This window comes from Catonella morbi ATCC 51271 (assembly GCF_000160035.2).
Lineage (GTDB): Bacteria > Bacillota > Clostridia > Lachnospirales > Lachnospiraceae > Catonella > Catonella morbi.
Window position 1 is genome coordinate 670,081 of the sequence record NZ_KI535367.1, and the last position, 15,586, is coordinate 685,666.

Sequence of the window (15,586 nt, forward strand, 5' to 3'; positions counted from 1 at the left end):
TTTAATATGATTTTTCAATTTACAGCTTAGAATGATAGATTTCTAAGCGAGCGCATTAGGTTTTTCGCAGAAAAACCGGAGCGAGTCTGAAATGCTATCATTCGAAGCGTCAATTTTGTTAAATTGTAAATCCAAATTTCCTTTCATTTTTTCATCTTTTGTATAATTAAAATTTCCCCAATCTTGACATCCTATGTGATTATGATATGCTAATAGTAGTCAACTTGTGATGGATTAAAGCTGGGTTCCCAAACGGGAGTAGGCACATTATGTGCTTAGAATCCTTTGCTCCTGGGGTTGACTATTTTTTAATTTTACCCCCCTATAATTCCAACAACCTAGCAAGCTCTTCCATCTCTTTCCCAATTTCACTCTCAAGCTCCCTAATACCAGCCATAATCTCAGAAGTAGGCGGATATTCTACTGCCTCATACTCCACCTCTTTATATTTATTAATGCTAAGGTCATAATCATTATCCACAATTTCCTTTTTAGGAACCATAAATGACTTATCAGTACGTTTTCTGTCTGACTCTTTATCTAAATTTTTAAATCTCTGAGTTATATCAGGAATGTCATTATCTGATACAGGAGAACGCTTATCATCCAAACTGAAACCATCTGCTGTCATATCATAAAACCATACATTATCCGTGCCACCATGTTCTGTCTTGGTAAAAATAAGAATAGCTGTTGAAACTCCTGCATATGGCTTAAATACCCCCGAAGGCATAGAAATAACAGCTACCAGCCTATGATTTTCAACAATTTCTTTTCTGATATCCTTATGTGCCTTTGATGAGCCAAAAAGCACTCCGTCAGGTACAATACAGGCACAACGCCCGCCTATTTTAAGCATACGGATAAATAAAGTTAAAAACAAAAGCTCTGTTTTCTTTGTTTTACATACTTTTAACAAATCCCCGGAAACCGAATCTGCATCAAGACTACCCTTAAATGGCGGATTGGCAAGCACCAGCGAATATTTGTCTTTATCAGAGTTCCAGTCTGACAAACTATCCCTATATTCAATAATAGGATTATCAATTCCATGTGTCATCATATTCATTGCACCGATACGGAGCATAGTCCTGTCCATGTCATAGCCATAAAACATATGATTCATATAATGCTCTTTTTTCTGCCTGTTATAGAAAATTTCTTCCTTCCTGTTTTCTTTTAAATATTCCCCGGCTGCAACCAAAAATCCTGATGTGCCACAAGCCGGATCACAAATTACCTCATCAGCAGACGGATTCATCAGCTCCACCATCATACGGATTATATGCCTTGGTGTTCTAAACTGCCCGTTTAAGCCTGATTGTGCAATCTTTGAAAGAAGATATTCGTATACATCTCCTCTTACATCTATAGTCTGAATTTCATTCATTATTTTATAGATTTCATCCAATGAATCCACAACCTTTGACAGTACAAGAGGTGTAGGAAGCTTAAATATTGCATCATCCATGTATTTTGAATAAGCACTGTTTTTATCACTATGCAAGGTCTTAATAAAAGGAAATACCCATTCCTGCATTACCGAATACATCCTATCAGCAGGAAAATCATGAAATACTGACCATTTTAGCTGAGCGCCTGCAATAACTCGGTCTCCGATTTTTATTTCATCCGAAAATATGCTCTGATACGGCAATCCAAGCATTTCACTCTCTTTCGCCTTTAAATTATCCGATTCATCTAAATCATGGATAAACATCAGATAAGTAATCTGTTCAATTACCTCTAAAGGATTAACCAAGCCACCCGCAGCAAATATGTCCCATAAGCTGTCAATTTTATTTTTCAATTCTCCTGTAATCATCTGATTCTCCTTTTTCTACACTTGTATTATATGATAAAATCTCATTAATCTGCCTCAATCCTAATTCTTGGCATCATTTATACATTAATAATTCTAATTTTACTAAAATTTAATGTCTTCGGCAACAGTTTAATCCGGTCATTTTCATATATTGGTAAAAATAAAAGATCCTACAAGTGCAGTCAATGTTTGAATAGGCAGGTATAATTATTTCAGTATTTATAACAATAGTATAGGACTGCCAAAATCGGCAGCCCTATAAGCTTATTCTCATTTAATTATATATTTTACCGTGATTACCACCACTTAATCAAATCAGTCACCTCATTACGAAGTTTAACAAAATCCGGTGAAGCAATATCGCGTGGACGAGGTAAATCATTCATAATCTCTTCTTTTATCTTGGTAGGCTTATTAGTCAGTACCAAGATTCTCTCACCAAGATATACGGCTTCCTCAATATTATGAGTAATAAAAATAACCGTAGTTCCTGTTCTCTGCCATAGATTAAGAAGTTCATCCTCCAGCTTGAAACGAAGTTCAATGTCAAGCTGACCATAAGGCTCATCCATAAGAAGTAATTCCGGCTGCGTTGCAAATGCCCTTGCTATAACCACCCTCTGTAACATACTTGCGGATAGCTGTTCCGGATAATATCTGCGGAATTTTGTCAGTCCGACTATATCCAAATATTCATCTACCAGTTTATTCGCCTTTGCCCTTTCCACATGCTTAATATCCAGACCGAAACGGACATTTTCCTCAACCGTCAGCCAAGGCATGGTTGAATATTCCTGAAAAATATATGCCACATTATGCTTGTCCAAGTCTACCGGCTCATTATTTACAAGGATTTCTCCCGAAGTAGGCTTGTATAATTTTGTAATACTGTTTAAAAAAGTAGTTTTTCCACATCCGGTAGGACCTACAATACATAGAAATTCACCTTTTTTTACTTCAAAGGATATATCATCTAATACCAGGAGGTCGTCAAACTTTTTTGTAAGATTTATTACTTTAACCTTAGCTTCTCTATTATCCTGCATCCTCTCTCCTCCTAAAAAGATTTATCCATATTTTCAGTGATTTCCTTCCTTAATTCCAAGAATTTAGGATCTACATAGTTTCTTGGAAAAGGTAAATCAATCTTATATTCTTTTTTGATTTTTGAAGGACAGTTGGTTAAGAGTATAATACGGTCTGCCAAATATACTGCTTCTTCAATATTGTTGGTAACAAAAACGACCGTTCTCTTCTCCTTCTGCCATATTCTTTGCAGCTCCTCCTCCATCATATAACGGGTTTGTGCATCCAGATGTCCAAAAGGCTCATCAAGTAAAAGAATATCAGGGTTGTTGCAATAAGCTCTTGCAATACCCACACGCTGCCTCATACCGCCGGATAGCTGTGAAGGATAGCTTTTTTCAAAGCCTTTCAGTCCTACAAGTTCAATATAGTGGTCAGCCAGCTCTTTACGTTTCTTTTTATCGAAGCCACGTACACTGGGACCAAACTCTACATTTCCCATAACCGTAAGCCATGGAAATAATGCTGTTTTCTGATACACTACTCCCCTTTCAGGGCTTGGAGCTTTTACCTCTTTATTATTTGATATTACTTTTCCCGTAGTTGGAAGTTCAAGTCCTGCCAGTATATTAAGCAAGGTAGTTTTACCGCATTGCCCCGGACCGAATAATACCAAAAACTCATTTTTTTCTACCTGAAAACTAATATCCTTCAAAACTTCATTTTTGCCGCTTCCGTCAAAGCTGTCAAACTCCTTCGATACATTGTCACATATTAAAGGAACATTGTTTAAATTCCCTGCTGCCTGTTCCATCTACACAATCTCCTTTCTAAAGCGGACATTAAAGTTGCAAGTATAAATCCAATTGCACCTATAGCAACAATGCCTACCATAATCTGTATCGTATTACCGGTTGACATACCCATTACGATTAACCAGCCCACACCTTCATCAGAGCGAATCATTTCTGCCGCAACTACAGCAGACCAACCGGCAGTAATAGCAATCTGTAAGCCTGCAAATATATATGGAACTGCAGAAGGAAGTACAACTCTGGTAAATACCTGCCTTTCATTTGCACCTAACATTCTGGCTGCTCCCATTAAGGTTTTATCAACGTTTTTTGTACCGTCGTATGTATTTACTGTTATAAATGTAAAACTTCCGAGGAAGATAATAAACCACTTACTTTCATCTCCGATACCAAACCACAAAATAGACATCGGAATCCACGCTAAAGGCGGTATAGGTCTTACAAACTCAAACAAAGGCTTAAAAATAGCTTCAAATGTCCTTGAATATCCCATAAATACCCCAAGGAATACACCTGCTACTGTAGCTATCAAAAATGCAACCAATACACGATAAAGGCTTATTGCAATATGTACCTGCATGGTATACTTTCCGACAGGAACGACAAAGCTTGTAAGAAATGCCTGTATAATAACAGAGGCAGGCGGTAAGAACATTTTTGCACCGGTAAACCTTGCAACCAGTTCCCATACAACGAGAAAACCGATTACTGCTGTTAAGGCTGCAAAAATTGTCTGCATTTTTTCGTTATGCCCTTTTACCAATTTCCCCATCATTTACTACCCCTTCCTATGTATTTTTTCTGCAATTTTTCCAAACCATAGCTCATAATAAGACCAATTCCACCTATTGTAATCATTCCGACAATTATAATATCAGGACGGCCGAGCATTCTTCCTACATAAATCATATAGCCTACTCCCCTTGTAGCAGCTAACATTTCTGCAGCAACAAGCGCAACCCATGAGGAGCCGAGTGCCAGTCTTAAACCCGTAAAAATCATAGGCAGAGCAGTAGGAATTGCCACCTTAAATAACATCTGTCTGTTTGTAGCACCAAAGGTTCTTGCAACCCAAAGGTGAACCTGATTTGTTTTCTTGATACCTGTGTAGGAATTAATGGTAGCACTGATAAATGCCGCAAAGAATATAATTCCTACCTTTGATAAATATCCTATTCCAAGCCACAATATCATAAGCGGAATCCAGGCTAATGCCGGTACAGGTCTGATAAGGTTAAATAAAGGCATCGCATACCTTTCAAATTTACGGCTCCAAGCCATAGCTATTCCTAAAGGCACACCTATAAAAACACCGACTCCGTATCCTCCGAGTGCTATCTTCAAACTGGAAAGAATATGCTCAATAAGGTTTGCTCCGTCCGGAGTAGTGCCGCCTGTCAGCTTGTAAATAAAGGTATTTAGTACCTTTAGAGGGCTAGGCAGCATAAACGGAGAAACAATTTTAAATACATCTGTTACAAGCTGCCATATCGTAAGAACAATTACAACTGTACAGATTGAAATGAGTTTGTATTTTAAACCTTCGGATTTTTTCTTCATTTTTGTACTCATTCCTTTCTAACATCTTTTTATATAAATCCTTCACATAAAATCTTGTGAAAAATTTTGGTTTAATATACTGCTTTTAAAGATTTAAGAATCTCTCAAAAGTGGCAGAGATTCTTAAATCAGGTTTATAAGATTTTATTTTGCTCCAAGCTTTTCTACAAAAGTTTTAACAATATTTGTATTGAATTTATCCATTAAGCTTGCATCAAGCTGTCCAAGTCCAATATAAAACTCTCCCAATTCTTTTGCAAAACTTCCAAGTTCTCTGTTCTTCCAATCTGAAGCTTCAATAAATTTAACACGCCCTAAATCACCTCTGACACTCTCCTCTGAGGTTTCAGCACCGGCTTCTTTTAAGTAGTCCATCATAAGCTTTGTAGCCATATCCTGATCAGCATTTAGTGCAGCACCGGCTTCTGCTAGAAGATTTATGTATTTCTGAATAATTTCACTCTTTGTTTCAAGAGATTTTTTATTACCGGTAACCATATCCACATATTTTGTTCCCATATCCGCAAGATTACCTACCTGCACCATACCATCATTTTTAGCATCAAAGAAAGTAGGAATATTTAACGCAACAGCGTCAGCCTGATCCGCTTTAAGAGCCTGATAAGCCTGTGCGGTTTCCATATTGACTATATTTACATCCTCTGCTTTAACTCCTATCTTTTCTAACCATTTTAAGGTGGTAAAATGCTGTGCTGTTCCGATTGGAAGCAGGATTTTTGCCCCCTTTACCGTATCAGGATCACCGTAAACATTAGGATAGGAAGGATTATAACCTTTTACTGTAGCAATCTTACTGTCAGGCTTTACAAATACTCCTAAACCGTCCTGAGACTCAAGCACTTCGCCAATAATAGCCATATCATAGTTTGCTACACCTGTTACTGCTGCCGCACCCATAGCACCTACATCCCATAAGTCTGCTGCAAGAGCTTCGTTCATAGGAGCACCTGTGGCATACATGGTGGTTTCCATCTTAAATCCGTTTTTCTCATCTAATTTGTTTACCTTAATATACTGAGCAGGTAAACTTGTCACAAAAGGCATCATGGCTACGCGTAAAACAGGTAAATCTGTTCCTGTGGTTTCCGCTCCCTTGGAAGCTGTAGAATTTTTTGCTGCTCCCCCTGCACCTGAACATCCAACCAAAGCTAATGTCAATGATAATGCTACAATACGTTTTAGAATCTTTTTCATAAATACACTCCTCCTCAAGTTTTTATGTTTACTTATGTTATTATTATAATAAAATTTCTAAAAACTTTGTTTACGATTATTTTACTTTTCTTTCAAATTATTTTGTTTCTGAAATTTAATTTAGATTTTTCTATAAATATTTTGACATTTCTTTCACTTATTTGTCGGGAGTTCAACAGTTAATGCCTTGTAATATATAGCTCAAAATCATCAAGTCCATTGAAAAATGGGCTTTTTTTAATATATTTCTTTGTCAAATTAAAATAATATATTTGTTGTAACTGTTGTATTTTATTAAAAAGTGTGATATAATATTTCTATGAAATTAGGATATAACACAAAAGCCATTGATCCAACTTACTATGTTCAGATGGGAATCAGAAATGGCAATAAAACCACAACTAAAAATATTGAGAAAATTGGTAAACATTCGGAACTTCTAAACATCACGGATAACCCTTTGGCATATGCAAAAGACTATGTCGCCCGGTATAACGAGAAAGTGAATAATACTAAGCAGGCGAAGCTGGAGATTCGTCTTGATTTCACTGAAAGGGTAAAGCATCGTAATGTACAGACATCCGAAAGCACACTACAAAAACATAGGCTATCTTTACCTTCAACATTTATACAGCCTTCTTGAGGTTGATAAGTTTTTTGACCAAATAACTGAAAATAGAAAAATCTCATTTAATCCCGATTTGGTCAACAGATTTCTGACTTACTCAAGGATACTTGACCCGGACTCAAAACTTGGAAGCTTTGAAAAGCTTGGCAAATTTTATGAGGAACCCGATTTTGGTTATCAGCACATCCTGAGGACTATGGATTTGCTCTATGATAACTTCGATGAGTACATTTCTCATCTTTTTAGGGAAAGTGGCAAAATACATAAACGAAATACCACCGTTTGTTATTACGACTGCACCAATTACTACTGTGAAGCTGAAACTCAGGATTTGGAATATGTTGACGAAGTCACCGGTGAGGTTATGAAAGGTTTGAGACAATTCGGTTTTGCTAAAGACCATAAACCGAACCCTCTTGTAGAGATGGGGCTTTTTATGGATACTGACGGAATTCCTGTTTCAATGTGCTTAGCTCCGGGAAATACAAATGAGCAGACAACTGCCATTCCCCTTGAAAAAGAGCTTATCAAAATGTTTAATGGTAAGAATAAAAAATTCATTTACTGCGCTGATGCCGGACTCGGTTCATACCACATAAGGAACTTTAACAGCATGGGCGGCAGAGCTTTCGTTGTGACACAGTCAGTTAAGAAACTTTCCGATACCCTTAAACAAGCAGTATTTAATGACTATGGCTATAGACGCCTTTCTGATGATAAGCCCCTTACAATTTCGGCAATGAAGCGGTTTGACAAGAAGGACGCCAATAACATAAGCCTCTACAACGATAAGATTTATAAGGTTATCGAAGCAAGCACCCTCTTAGATGTAGGGCTTTATGAGGAAAAAATATTACAAAACGGTAAAATAAAAAAGATAAAATCCAAGGCATGCCTGAAGCAGCATGTAATTATAACGTTTTCAAGAAAAAGTATGGAATATCAGAGATTTATCAGAAACCGTCAGATCGAAAGAGCAAAGTCAATCCTTGATAAAATGGATCCTGATGAATACAAGAAAGGGCCAAATGACGTAATGCGCTTTATAAAGAAAGTTGGTAAAGATAAAATCACATACGAAATTGACAATGACAGAATCCGTGAAGAGGAAAAGTATGACGGTTTCTACGCCATAGCAACAAATTTAGATGACGATGTCAAAGATATCATCGCAATAAACGAACAGAGATATCAGATTGAAGACTGCTTTAGGATACTTAAAACAGACTTTTCATCAAGACCGTACTTCCACAGGAACAGAGGAAGAATAATTGCTCACTTCATGATTTGTTACACAGCCCTACTGATTTACAGGTTACTGGAAGTCAAACTGAATTCATTCAGTAAAGAAATCCACCTCACAACACGGAACATAGTTGAAACAATGCAGAATATGCAGATTGCAAATATATCCGACATGGCATATGTGTCACAATATACCGGTTCCAAAGCACTGACAGCACTGGAAGGAGTTTTCGCCCTTGGTCTTGACCGTAAAAATTTTCTACCGAAAGACCTTAATAAAAAATGTCGTAAAAAATTTTAAGATAAGCTTTGGATACAACATTTTTACAGCACTTAAAAAGGCGTAATATCCTTTAATTTTCAAGGGTTTACGCCTTTTAATATTTTTTAACTGTCGAAAACGGGAATATGTATATGAAATAAAAATGATATAAGAATATTTTATAACAAAGTATTGGTTTAATGTATTTGTAATACCAAGCAACATGGTATACAATATGGCACATAGAAAGAGAGCAAAGCAGATTAAAAGAAAAGAGGAGAAAATATATGAAAAAGAATGGAATTAAAAAATTAGGAGCTTTAGTGCTTTCAGGAATCTTAGCTGTATCACTTGCGGGCTGTGGGGCTACAGGAGGAGCTAAGAGCGATGATAAGGAAATATCAATCGGAGTAACCCCTGTTCCTCACCAGGAGATAGTTAAGGCGGCGGTAGTGCCTGCTCTTGAAAAAGAAGGATACAAGGTTAAGGTGGTAGAATTTAATGACTATGTACAGCCAAATACAGCAGTTCAGGAAGGCGAGTTGGATGCCAATTATTACCAGACTACAAGATATATGGAAAATGAAAATAAGGAAAGAAAACTTGACCTTGTAGCAGTTGCAGAAATTCATCTTGAGCCAATGGGACTTTACTCAAAGACTCTTAAAGATGTTAAAGAACTTAAAGACGGAGCGACCATTGCCATTCCTAATGATGGTTCAAACGAGTCAAGAGCGCTTGCTCTTCTTGCGGATAATGGACTTATCAAACTTAAAGAAACAGAGGAGCTTTATAACCTCACAAGCATTGAGGAGAATCCGCACAACTTTAAGTTCTCTGAAATAGAGGCAGCCAGCCTTCCTGTAACTTTAAGTGATGTGGATGCAGCGGTTATAAACGGAAACTATGCTCTCGGGGCGGGATTTAACCCTAAGAAAGATTCACTCATACTTGAAAGTACAGATTCAGCTTCAATCAAACAGTATTTTAATGACCTTGTAGTTAAGAAGGGAAACGAGAATTCTGAGAAAATTCAGGCTCTTAAAAAGGCCTTTGTTTCTGATGAAGTTAAGAAATTCATAGAGGAGAAATATGAAGGCTCGGTAATACCTGCATTTTAACAATAAAACACTTGCTTTCTTGTCTTATAATTGTAAAATGATATGGGTATCAAAATATAATTATATTTACAGGTTATGTCTCCGGATGAGAGGCATAACCTATCTTTGCTGTATAATGATAATTAGAAACGGAGATAACATGATTACGGTAAGTCATCTTGAAAAAAATTACGGAAATATAAAGGTTCTAAGCGATGTAAGTCTTCAGATTGAGGATGGAAGCGTATATGGAATAATAGGGCATAGTGGTGCGGGCAAGTCAACCCTGCTTCGCTGCCTGAACGGACTTGAAGGATTTAGTGCGGGAAGTGTGGAACTTTTGGGCAGAAAGGTGGAAACACTAAATGCCGCTGAAATCAACAACCTTAGGAAAGAAGTAGGTATGATATTTCAAAATTTCAACCTGCTTTCACGTAAAAATGTGTATCAGAATGTAGCCCTTCCGCTTGTCTTTGAAGGGAAAAAAGAAAAATCTCCCGAAGTCCGGGAAAGAGTAACCAAGATGCTTGAGTTAGTCGGACTGTCGGATAAAATAAATCAAAGGCCTTCAGAACTTTCAGGTGGTCAGAAGCAGAGAGTGGCTATAGCCAGAGCGCTTATATTAAATCCAAAAGTTTTGCTCTGTGATGAGGCGACTTCGGCACTTGATCCTATGACAACAAGGGAAATACTTGACCTTCTTAAGAAGATAAATAAGGAGATGGGTATAACAATGATAGTTGTAACCCATCAGATGGATGTGGTAAAACAAATCTGCGAAAGGGTTGCCTTTCTTAAAGACGGGAAAATGGTGGCAGAAGGTAAACCGGAGGATATTTTTATAAAGCCTGATAAAAATGTCAAAAATTTTCTTGGAGAAAATTTGGATATGCTGCCTGATGGCGGTATAAATATGCATATTTTCTTTGACAATGAAACAGCAGATAAGCCGGTAATTGCTATGATGGCAAAGGAACTTGGAGTAGAAGCCTCTATTATCTGGGCAAGACTTGATGATTTTAGAGGAACGGTACTTGGCAGCCTTACTGTTCAGATTAAGGAAGAGGAGAAAGACAAGGTCTTTGCTTTCCTTAAAGAGCAGGGTGTGAAATGGGAGGTGATCTAATGAGTGAAGTAGTGTTAAATGCCTGCGTAGAAACTTTGTATATGAGTCTTTTTTCTACATTTTTTGCTGTAATTTTAGGCTTTATTCCTGCCATAGTACTCACTCTTACATCAAGTGACGGACTGAGTCCCAATAAGGCAGTTTATAGCATTTTGGATTTTATTGTAAATATATTCAGGAGTTTTCCTTTCATCATACTTATGGTTATTCTGATACCGGTGACAAGATTTATAGCAGGTAAGGCGATAGGTACAACAGCAGCCATAGTTCCGCTTACAATAGGAACTGTTCCTTTTGTTGCAAGAGTAATAGAAACAGCTATGCGCAGTGTGGACAAGGGGGTTATAGAGGCTGCAAGAAGTATGGGAGCAACCAATATGCAGATAATAAGAAAGGTAGTCATAAAAGAGGCTGTCCCGGGAATAATTTCAGGTATAATTTTAACTCTTATTTCTGTTATAGGCTATTCTGCTATGGGTGGAGCCCTTGGTGCGGGAGGTTTAGGCGATGTTGCTATCCGCTACGGCTATCAGTCCAGAAATACAACTTACTTGGTGGTTACAAGCTTAATTCTCATTGTATTTGTTCAAGCAGTCCAGTTTGCCGGTAATAAGATATATAACAAACTTTCATAATATCAGCTTTTGTTTGGCATAATAAAAAGGTGTACAATTCCTTTTAGTTATAGTAAAATAATGTTTAATTCGAACAGATTTACAACAAAGGCAGGAAAAAGATATGGAGATGAATATGAATTTCAAAAGAAAATTACCGGTGCCAAAGGAACTTAAGGCAGAATACCCTATTACCGAAGAAATGAGTGAAATAGTTAAAAAGAGGGATAAGGCTGTCAGTGATATAATTACCGGAGAAGATGACAGAATGCTCCTTGTAATAGGGCCTTGCTCTGCAGACCATGAAGATCCTGTAATTGACTATATTTCAAGGCTTGCCAAAGTTCAGGAAAAGGTGAGAGACAAGATATTCATTGTGCCTAGAATATACACCAATAAGCCAAGAACCGTAGGAACAGGCTATAAGGGAATGCTTCATCAGCCTGACCCGGAGAAGAGTGAAGATATGCTTAAAGGTGTAATTGCAATCAGAAATCTGCATATAAGAGCCATCAAAGAAACCGGCTTTACCTGTGCAGATGAGATGCTCTATCCTGAAAATCACAGATATCTTTCGGATGTGCTTAATTATGTAGCCATAGGTGCAAGGTCGGTGGAGAATCAGGGACACAGGCTTACTGCTTCCGGTATAGAAGGAGCGGTCGGTATGAAGAATCCAACCGGTGGCGACCTTACAGTAATGATGAACTCGGTAGTTGCAGCCCAGAGTGCCCATACCTTCCTTTACAGAGGCTGGGAGGTAGAGTCTGCAGGCAACCCTCTTGCCCATACTATACTTCGTGGTGCGGTGGACAAATATGGAAGAAATATTCCAAACTACCATTATGAGGATTTGCAGGAGGTAATCAGGCTTTATGCAGAACGCAATCTTGCCAATCCGGCTATTGTGGTCGATACCAATCACGCTAACTCAGGTAAGCAGTTTATGGAGCAGATCCGTATAAGCAAGGATGTGCTTCACAGCAGAAATGTGTCCCCTGACATAAAGAAGATAGTTAAAGGCCTTATGATAGAAAGTTATATAGAAGATGGCAGCCAGAAAGAAAATGAGCACGTATACGGTAAATCAATTACCGATCCTTGCCTTGGCTGGGAAAAAACCGAAAAACTTATTTATGATTTGGCAGATATGTGGTAAAATAACAGTACAAGTATAAAAGCATAAAAATCCGATGCAAGTTTGCTTGCAAAGGGTTTTTGTGCTTTTTACTCGTAAGTGGGAGTAATCCGGTATTATTTAATAATTGGAGTTTAAAATGAGAAACATTTATAAGAAGTTTAGCTGCTTATCATTGCTTGTATTGATAATAACATTTTCAGTTTCCTGTAAAAATAATGAAAACTTGAATGTAAAGAGCAGTAAAACGATGGTAGGAAGTGAAGATGCAGTAAGTAATAAGCAAAGTTCTGTTACAGACAGCGAAAGAGAAGAAGCTTCCGAGAGTGAAATATTTGCTCTCGATACGGAAATAAGCCTGAAGGTATATGGAAGTAAAAGGGAAGAAGTATTAAAAAAACTTGAAAATAAAATAAACGAGCTGGATGAATTGCTTAGTACAGGAAAAGACAGTAGTGAAGTAAGTAGATTAAATAACACAGGTAAGGCAGTTCTTTCAGAAACAAGTATTTCTCTTGTAAAAAAATCTTTAGAACTTAATAAACAGACGGGAGGGCTTTTTGATATAACCATCTATCCGCTTATGGAACTATGGGGCTTTCCGAGCAAGAATTATAAAGTGCCTTCAGATAAGGAAATAAAGGAAACTCTAAAAAATGTCGGTTCGGATAAAATTATTTTTGATGAGGCTACAGGGGAAATTTCCTTTAAGAATAAAGGAATGAAGATAGACTTTGGCGGTATAGGCAAGGGTTATATTACTGACGAGTTAGTTAAAATATTAACAGAAGAAAAAGTTGAATCAGCAATCATAAATCTTGGAGGGAATGTATTTGGCTTTAACAAGAAGCCTGATGGCTCACTTTGGAATGTGGCAATAAGAGATCCTAATGAACCTGAAAATTATATGGCTGCAGTAAAACTTGAAGACTGTGCGGTGATTACCTCCGGGGGCTATGAAAGATATTTTGAAGAAGGCGGTAAAATATATCATCATATTTTAAATCCAAAGACAGGTAAACCAAGTGACAGCGACCTCAAGTCTGTGAGTATTGTAAGTAAAGATGGAACCCTTGCAGATGCGCTTTCTACCAGCCTTTTCATAATGGGGGAGAAAAAGGCGATAGAGTATTGGAAGACAAAAGGGAAAAACTTTGATATAATTATTCTAACTGAGGATAACAGACTTTTAGTAAGTGAGGGTGTCAGTGATAAGATTGTATCAGACAGATATGATATCAATATAATAACCAGGTAATATTTACAAGAAAAACCATATAGTTTGATAATGGGAGTTTAATAATGTATAGAAGAGAAGATGATATAATAATTTTATACAATTTATTTACCTTAATATATATGCCATTTTGGTTTGTATTATTTTTTGTGTACAACTTTGAATTTCCACCACGTCCCTATTCGGATCCTTATAGGGAATATGATAGAGAAACTTATCAATTATTTTTCTTTTTTCTTATTTATGCGGTTGAACGTGTACTTGGTTTTACACTCAGAATTAATAGATATGTTGTAATCATATGTAATCTAATAACTTTTTATCTGCTTAACAGACTTGCCGGTTATTTTTTCTTAGAGAGAAGAGATATGCCTATAACATATTGGTTTGTTTTTGGTATTGTAACAATAGCTGCATTTTTAAATATACTTATTGAATTCAGTGACAAGTTAAAGAATTATCTTCTGCCTTTTGAAGGGACAGGATGGCTTTGGCCGGGATTTGCAGGCTATAAATATGAGGTAGCCTGTAAAAAATATTGGCGAGCTATTTTTCGTTTGATGGCGATAGGTTTTATATTTAGTGTAATATATTATATAGTTAAGGCTTAGACTGTGTGCTAAATGATAAAAGGCAGATGATTTGTGGATTTATAAAAATACCCATAGAATAGGCATTTACCGGCTTACCTGATTAAAAATATCAGCCAAGTTCGGAACAATGCCTATGTTATGGGTAGAATATACAGTAGGTAATTTTACAGAGTCATAACTACAGACATAGGTAGACCTTTAAATTTTGATATAAGTTCGGGACTTTACAGAGCCGTTACCACTTTCTCAGAAAGTCCTGTAATTTCGGCAATCAGATTATCAGCAAAGCCTCTTTTCTTCAAATCACCGGCTATTTTAATTTTTTCATTTTTAGCACCTAATTTTTCACCTCGTTTTTCACCCCGAGCCTCACCCTCGCTAATCCATTCCTCTTTCCATCTCTGTAAAGTTTCATCCATTTTTACAGCACCTCCTTCATCAAACTTAAATCTGGCTTTAATTTCGCTTGTCACAGGGAATTCTTCTGTATTATAAGTATCATTTTCTGTAAATACTTTCATAAGTTTGGAAAATTTAGAACCGTTGTCAATTACCGCATTTGCATATATTTCGGTAAGTCCGTCTTCAACAACCTGTCCTGTTTCCATAACCACTTTTTTCACATGATAGAGTGGGAGCCCGCTCTTAAACATATCAAAGGCAGATATAAATATTAAGCAGACATCAGGAACAAATTCAAACTTTGTTCCGGTTTCTGTTATATTTGTAGTTAAGATAGAACCGTTATATCTGACTCTTCTAAGATGGTCATCATTATCTGCCTTCTGCACCTCAATATTAATATGTCGTCCGTCCCTGGTTATACATTTTGCATCCATAATTATAGAACGCCCATGAAGATTTTCCACCTTGCATTGAGGTATATTCTCAGTAACTATGAGTTCATCATCATCTAGGATGACTCGGAGTATTTCTTCACAAAACTCCCTGCTTTCCGCCATCTTGCTAAACATCAAGTCATCAATCGGGTTCAGCCCTCTGGCATACTCTTCAAATTCTTTCTTGGTTGGCATTGAAGTCCTTTCTTCTTTGGATTTGCTATAATGCCTATATGGCTATTATAGCAGATATTTTGAAAAATATAAACTTAGAAATTCCTGCTAAGTAGAGAAAAGATATACTCAGTTTAGAATTAACATAGATATGAGCCAGAATAATCAGGGAGAGTTTGATACCTTGAT

13 protein-coding genes and 1 pseudogene are annotated in these 15,586 nt (G+C 36.9%); 7 read left to right on the forward strand and 7 right to left on the reverse strand.

Annotated features, from left to right (window positions below):
- Positions 1-322: 322 nt before the first annotated feature.
- The 6 genes from GCWU000282_RS06535 to GCWU000282_RS06560 all read right to left on the reverse strand — a co-directional run bounded on the left by GCWU000282_RS06535 (position 323) and on the right by GCWU000282_RS06560 (position 6,441).
- Positions 323-1,825 carry a class I SAM-dependent DNA methyltransferase gene (locus GCWU000282_RS06535; protein ID WP_023354259.1) on the reverse strand — a complete coding sequence of 501 codons (1,503 nt, stop codon included), beginning with the start codon at positions 1,823-1,825 and terminating at the stop codon, positions 323-325.
- 296 nt (positions 1,826-2,121) lie between these two features.
- Positions 2,122-2,871 carry an ABC transporter ATP-binding protein gene (locus tag GCWU000282_RS06540; RefSeq protein ID WP_023354260.1) on the reverse strand — a complete coding sequence of 250 codons (750 nt, stop codon included), beginning with the start codon at positions 2,869-2,871 and terminating at the stop codon, positions 2,122-2,124.
- A gap of 11 nt (positions 2,872-2,882) precedes the next feature.
- A complete protein-coding gene (locus tag GCWU000282_RS06545; protein ID WP_023354261.1) occupies positions 2,883-3,665 on the reverse strand; it encodes an ABC transporter ATP-binding protein in 783 nt (260 codons plus the stop codon).
- Positions 3,641-4,441 (reverse strand): ABC transporter permease, encoded by an 801-nt coding sequence (locus GCWU000282_RS06550; RefSeq protein ID WP_023354262.1) that lies wholly within the window; start codon positions 4,439-4,441, stop codon positions 3,641-3,643. The genes GCWU000282_RS06545 and GCWU000282_RS06550 overlap by 25 nt, the downstream gene beginning before the upstream one ends.
- Positions 4,438-5,226 carry an ABC transporter permease gene (locus GCWU000282_RS06555; protein WP_035039680.1) on the reverse strand — a complete coding sequence of 263 codons (789 nt, stop codon included), beginning with the start codon at positions 5,224-5,226 and terminating at the stop codon, positions 4,438-4,440. The genes GCWU000282_RS06550 and GCWU000282_RS06555 overlap by 4 nt, the downstream gene beginning before the upstream one ends.
- 144 nt (positions 5,227-5,370) lie before the next feature.
- Positions 5,371-6,441, reverse strand: coding sequence for an ABC transporter substrate-binding protein (locus GCWU000282_RS06560; protein ID WP_023354264.1), 1,071 nt, complete (start codon positions 6,439-6,441; stop codon positions 5,371-5,373).
- A gap of 319 nt (positions 6,442-6,760) precedes the next feature.
- Here GCWU000282_RS06560 and GCWU000282_RS06565 point away from each other — a divergent pair.
- From GCWU000282_RS06565 to GCWU000282_RS06595, 7 genes and pseudogenes are all read left to right on the forward strand, one after another.
- Positions 6,761-8,615, forward strand: a pseudogene (locus tag GCWU000282_RS06565) (IS1634 family transposase).
- 248 nt (positions 8,616-8,863) lie between these two features.
- Positions 8,864-9,697: a MetQ/NlpA family ABC transporter substrate-binding protein gene (locus GCWU000282_RS06570; RefSeq protein ID WP_023354267.1), complete on the forward strand. Its 834-nt coding sequence runs from the start codon at positions 8,864-8,866 to the stop codon at positions 9,695-9,697.
- A 139-nt stretch (positions 9,698-9,836) separates the two neighbouring features.
- Positions 9,837-10,802: a methionine ABC transporter ATP-binding protein gene (locus GCWU000282_RS06575; protein WP_035039682.1), complete on the forward strand. Its 966-nt coding sequence runs from the start codon at positions 9,837-9,839 to the stop codon at positions 10,800-10,802.
- Positions 10,802-11,437 (forward strand): methionine ABC transporter permease, encoded by a 636-nt coding sequence (locus GCWU000282_RS06580; RefSeq protein WP_035039685.1) that lies wholly within the window; start codon positions 10,802-10,804, stop codon positions 11,435-11,437. Before GCWU000282_RS06575 ends, GCWU000282_RS06580 begins: the two co-directional genes overlap by 1 nt.
- Positions 11,438-11,540: 103 nt before the next feature.
- The gene (locus GCWU000282_RS06585) at positions 11,541-12,575 is read left to right on the forward strand and encodes a 3-deoxy-7-phosphoheptulonate synthase (protein WP_023354271.1); all 1,035 of its coding nucleotides are present in this window, start codon (positions 11,541-11,543) and stop codon (positions 12,573-12,575) included.
- A 118-nt stretch (positions 12,576-12,693) separates the two neighbouring features.
- A complete protein-coding gene (locus tag GCWU000282_RS06590) occupies positions 12,694-13,812 on the forward strand; it encodes an FAD:protein FMN transferase (RefSeq protein ID WP_051384140.1) in 1,119 nt (372 codons plus the stop codon).
- Positions 13,813-13,856: 44 nt separating this feature from the next.
- Positions 13,857-14,402, forward strand: a complete 546-nt coding sequence (locus tag GCWU000282_RS06595) for a hypothetical protein (protein ID WP_023354273.1) — start codon at positions 13,857-13,859, stop codon at positions 14,400-14,402.
- Between the two features lie 206 nt (positions 14,403-14,608).
- On the opposite strand, the gene GCWU000282_RS06600 is transcribed toward GCWU000282_RS06595, so the two are convergent.
- Entirely contained in the window at positions 14,609-15,418 is an 810-nt protein-coding gene (locus GCWU000282_RS06600) for an Rpn family recombination-promoting nuclease/putative transposase (protein ID WP_023354274.1), read from the reverse strand.
- Positions 15,419-15,586 lie beyond the last annotated feature (168 nt).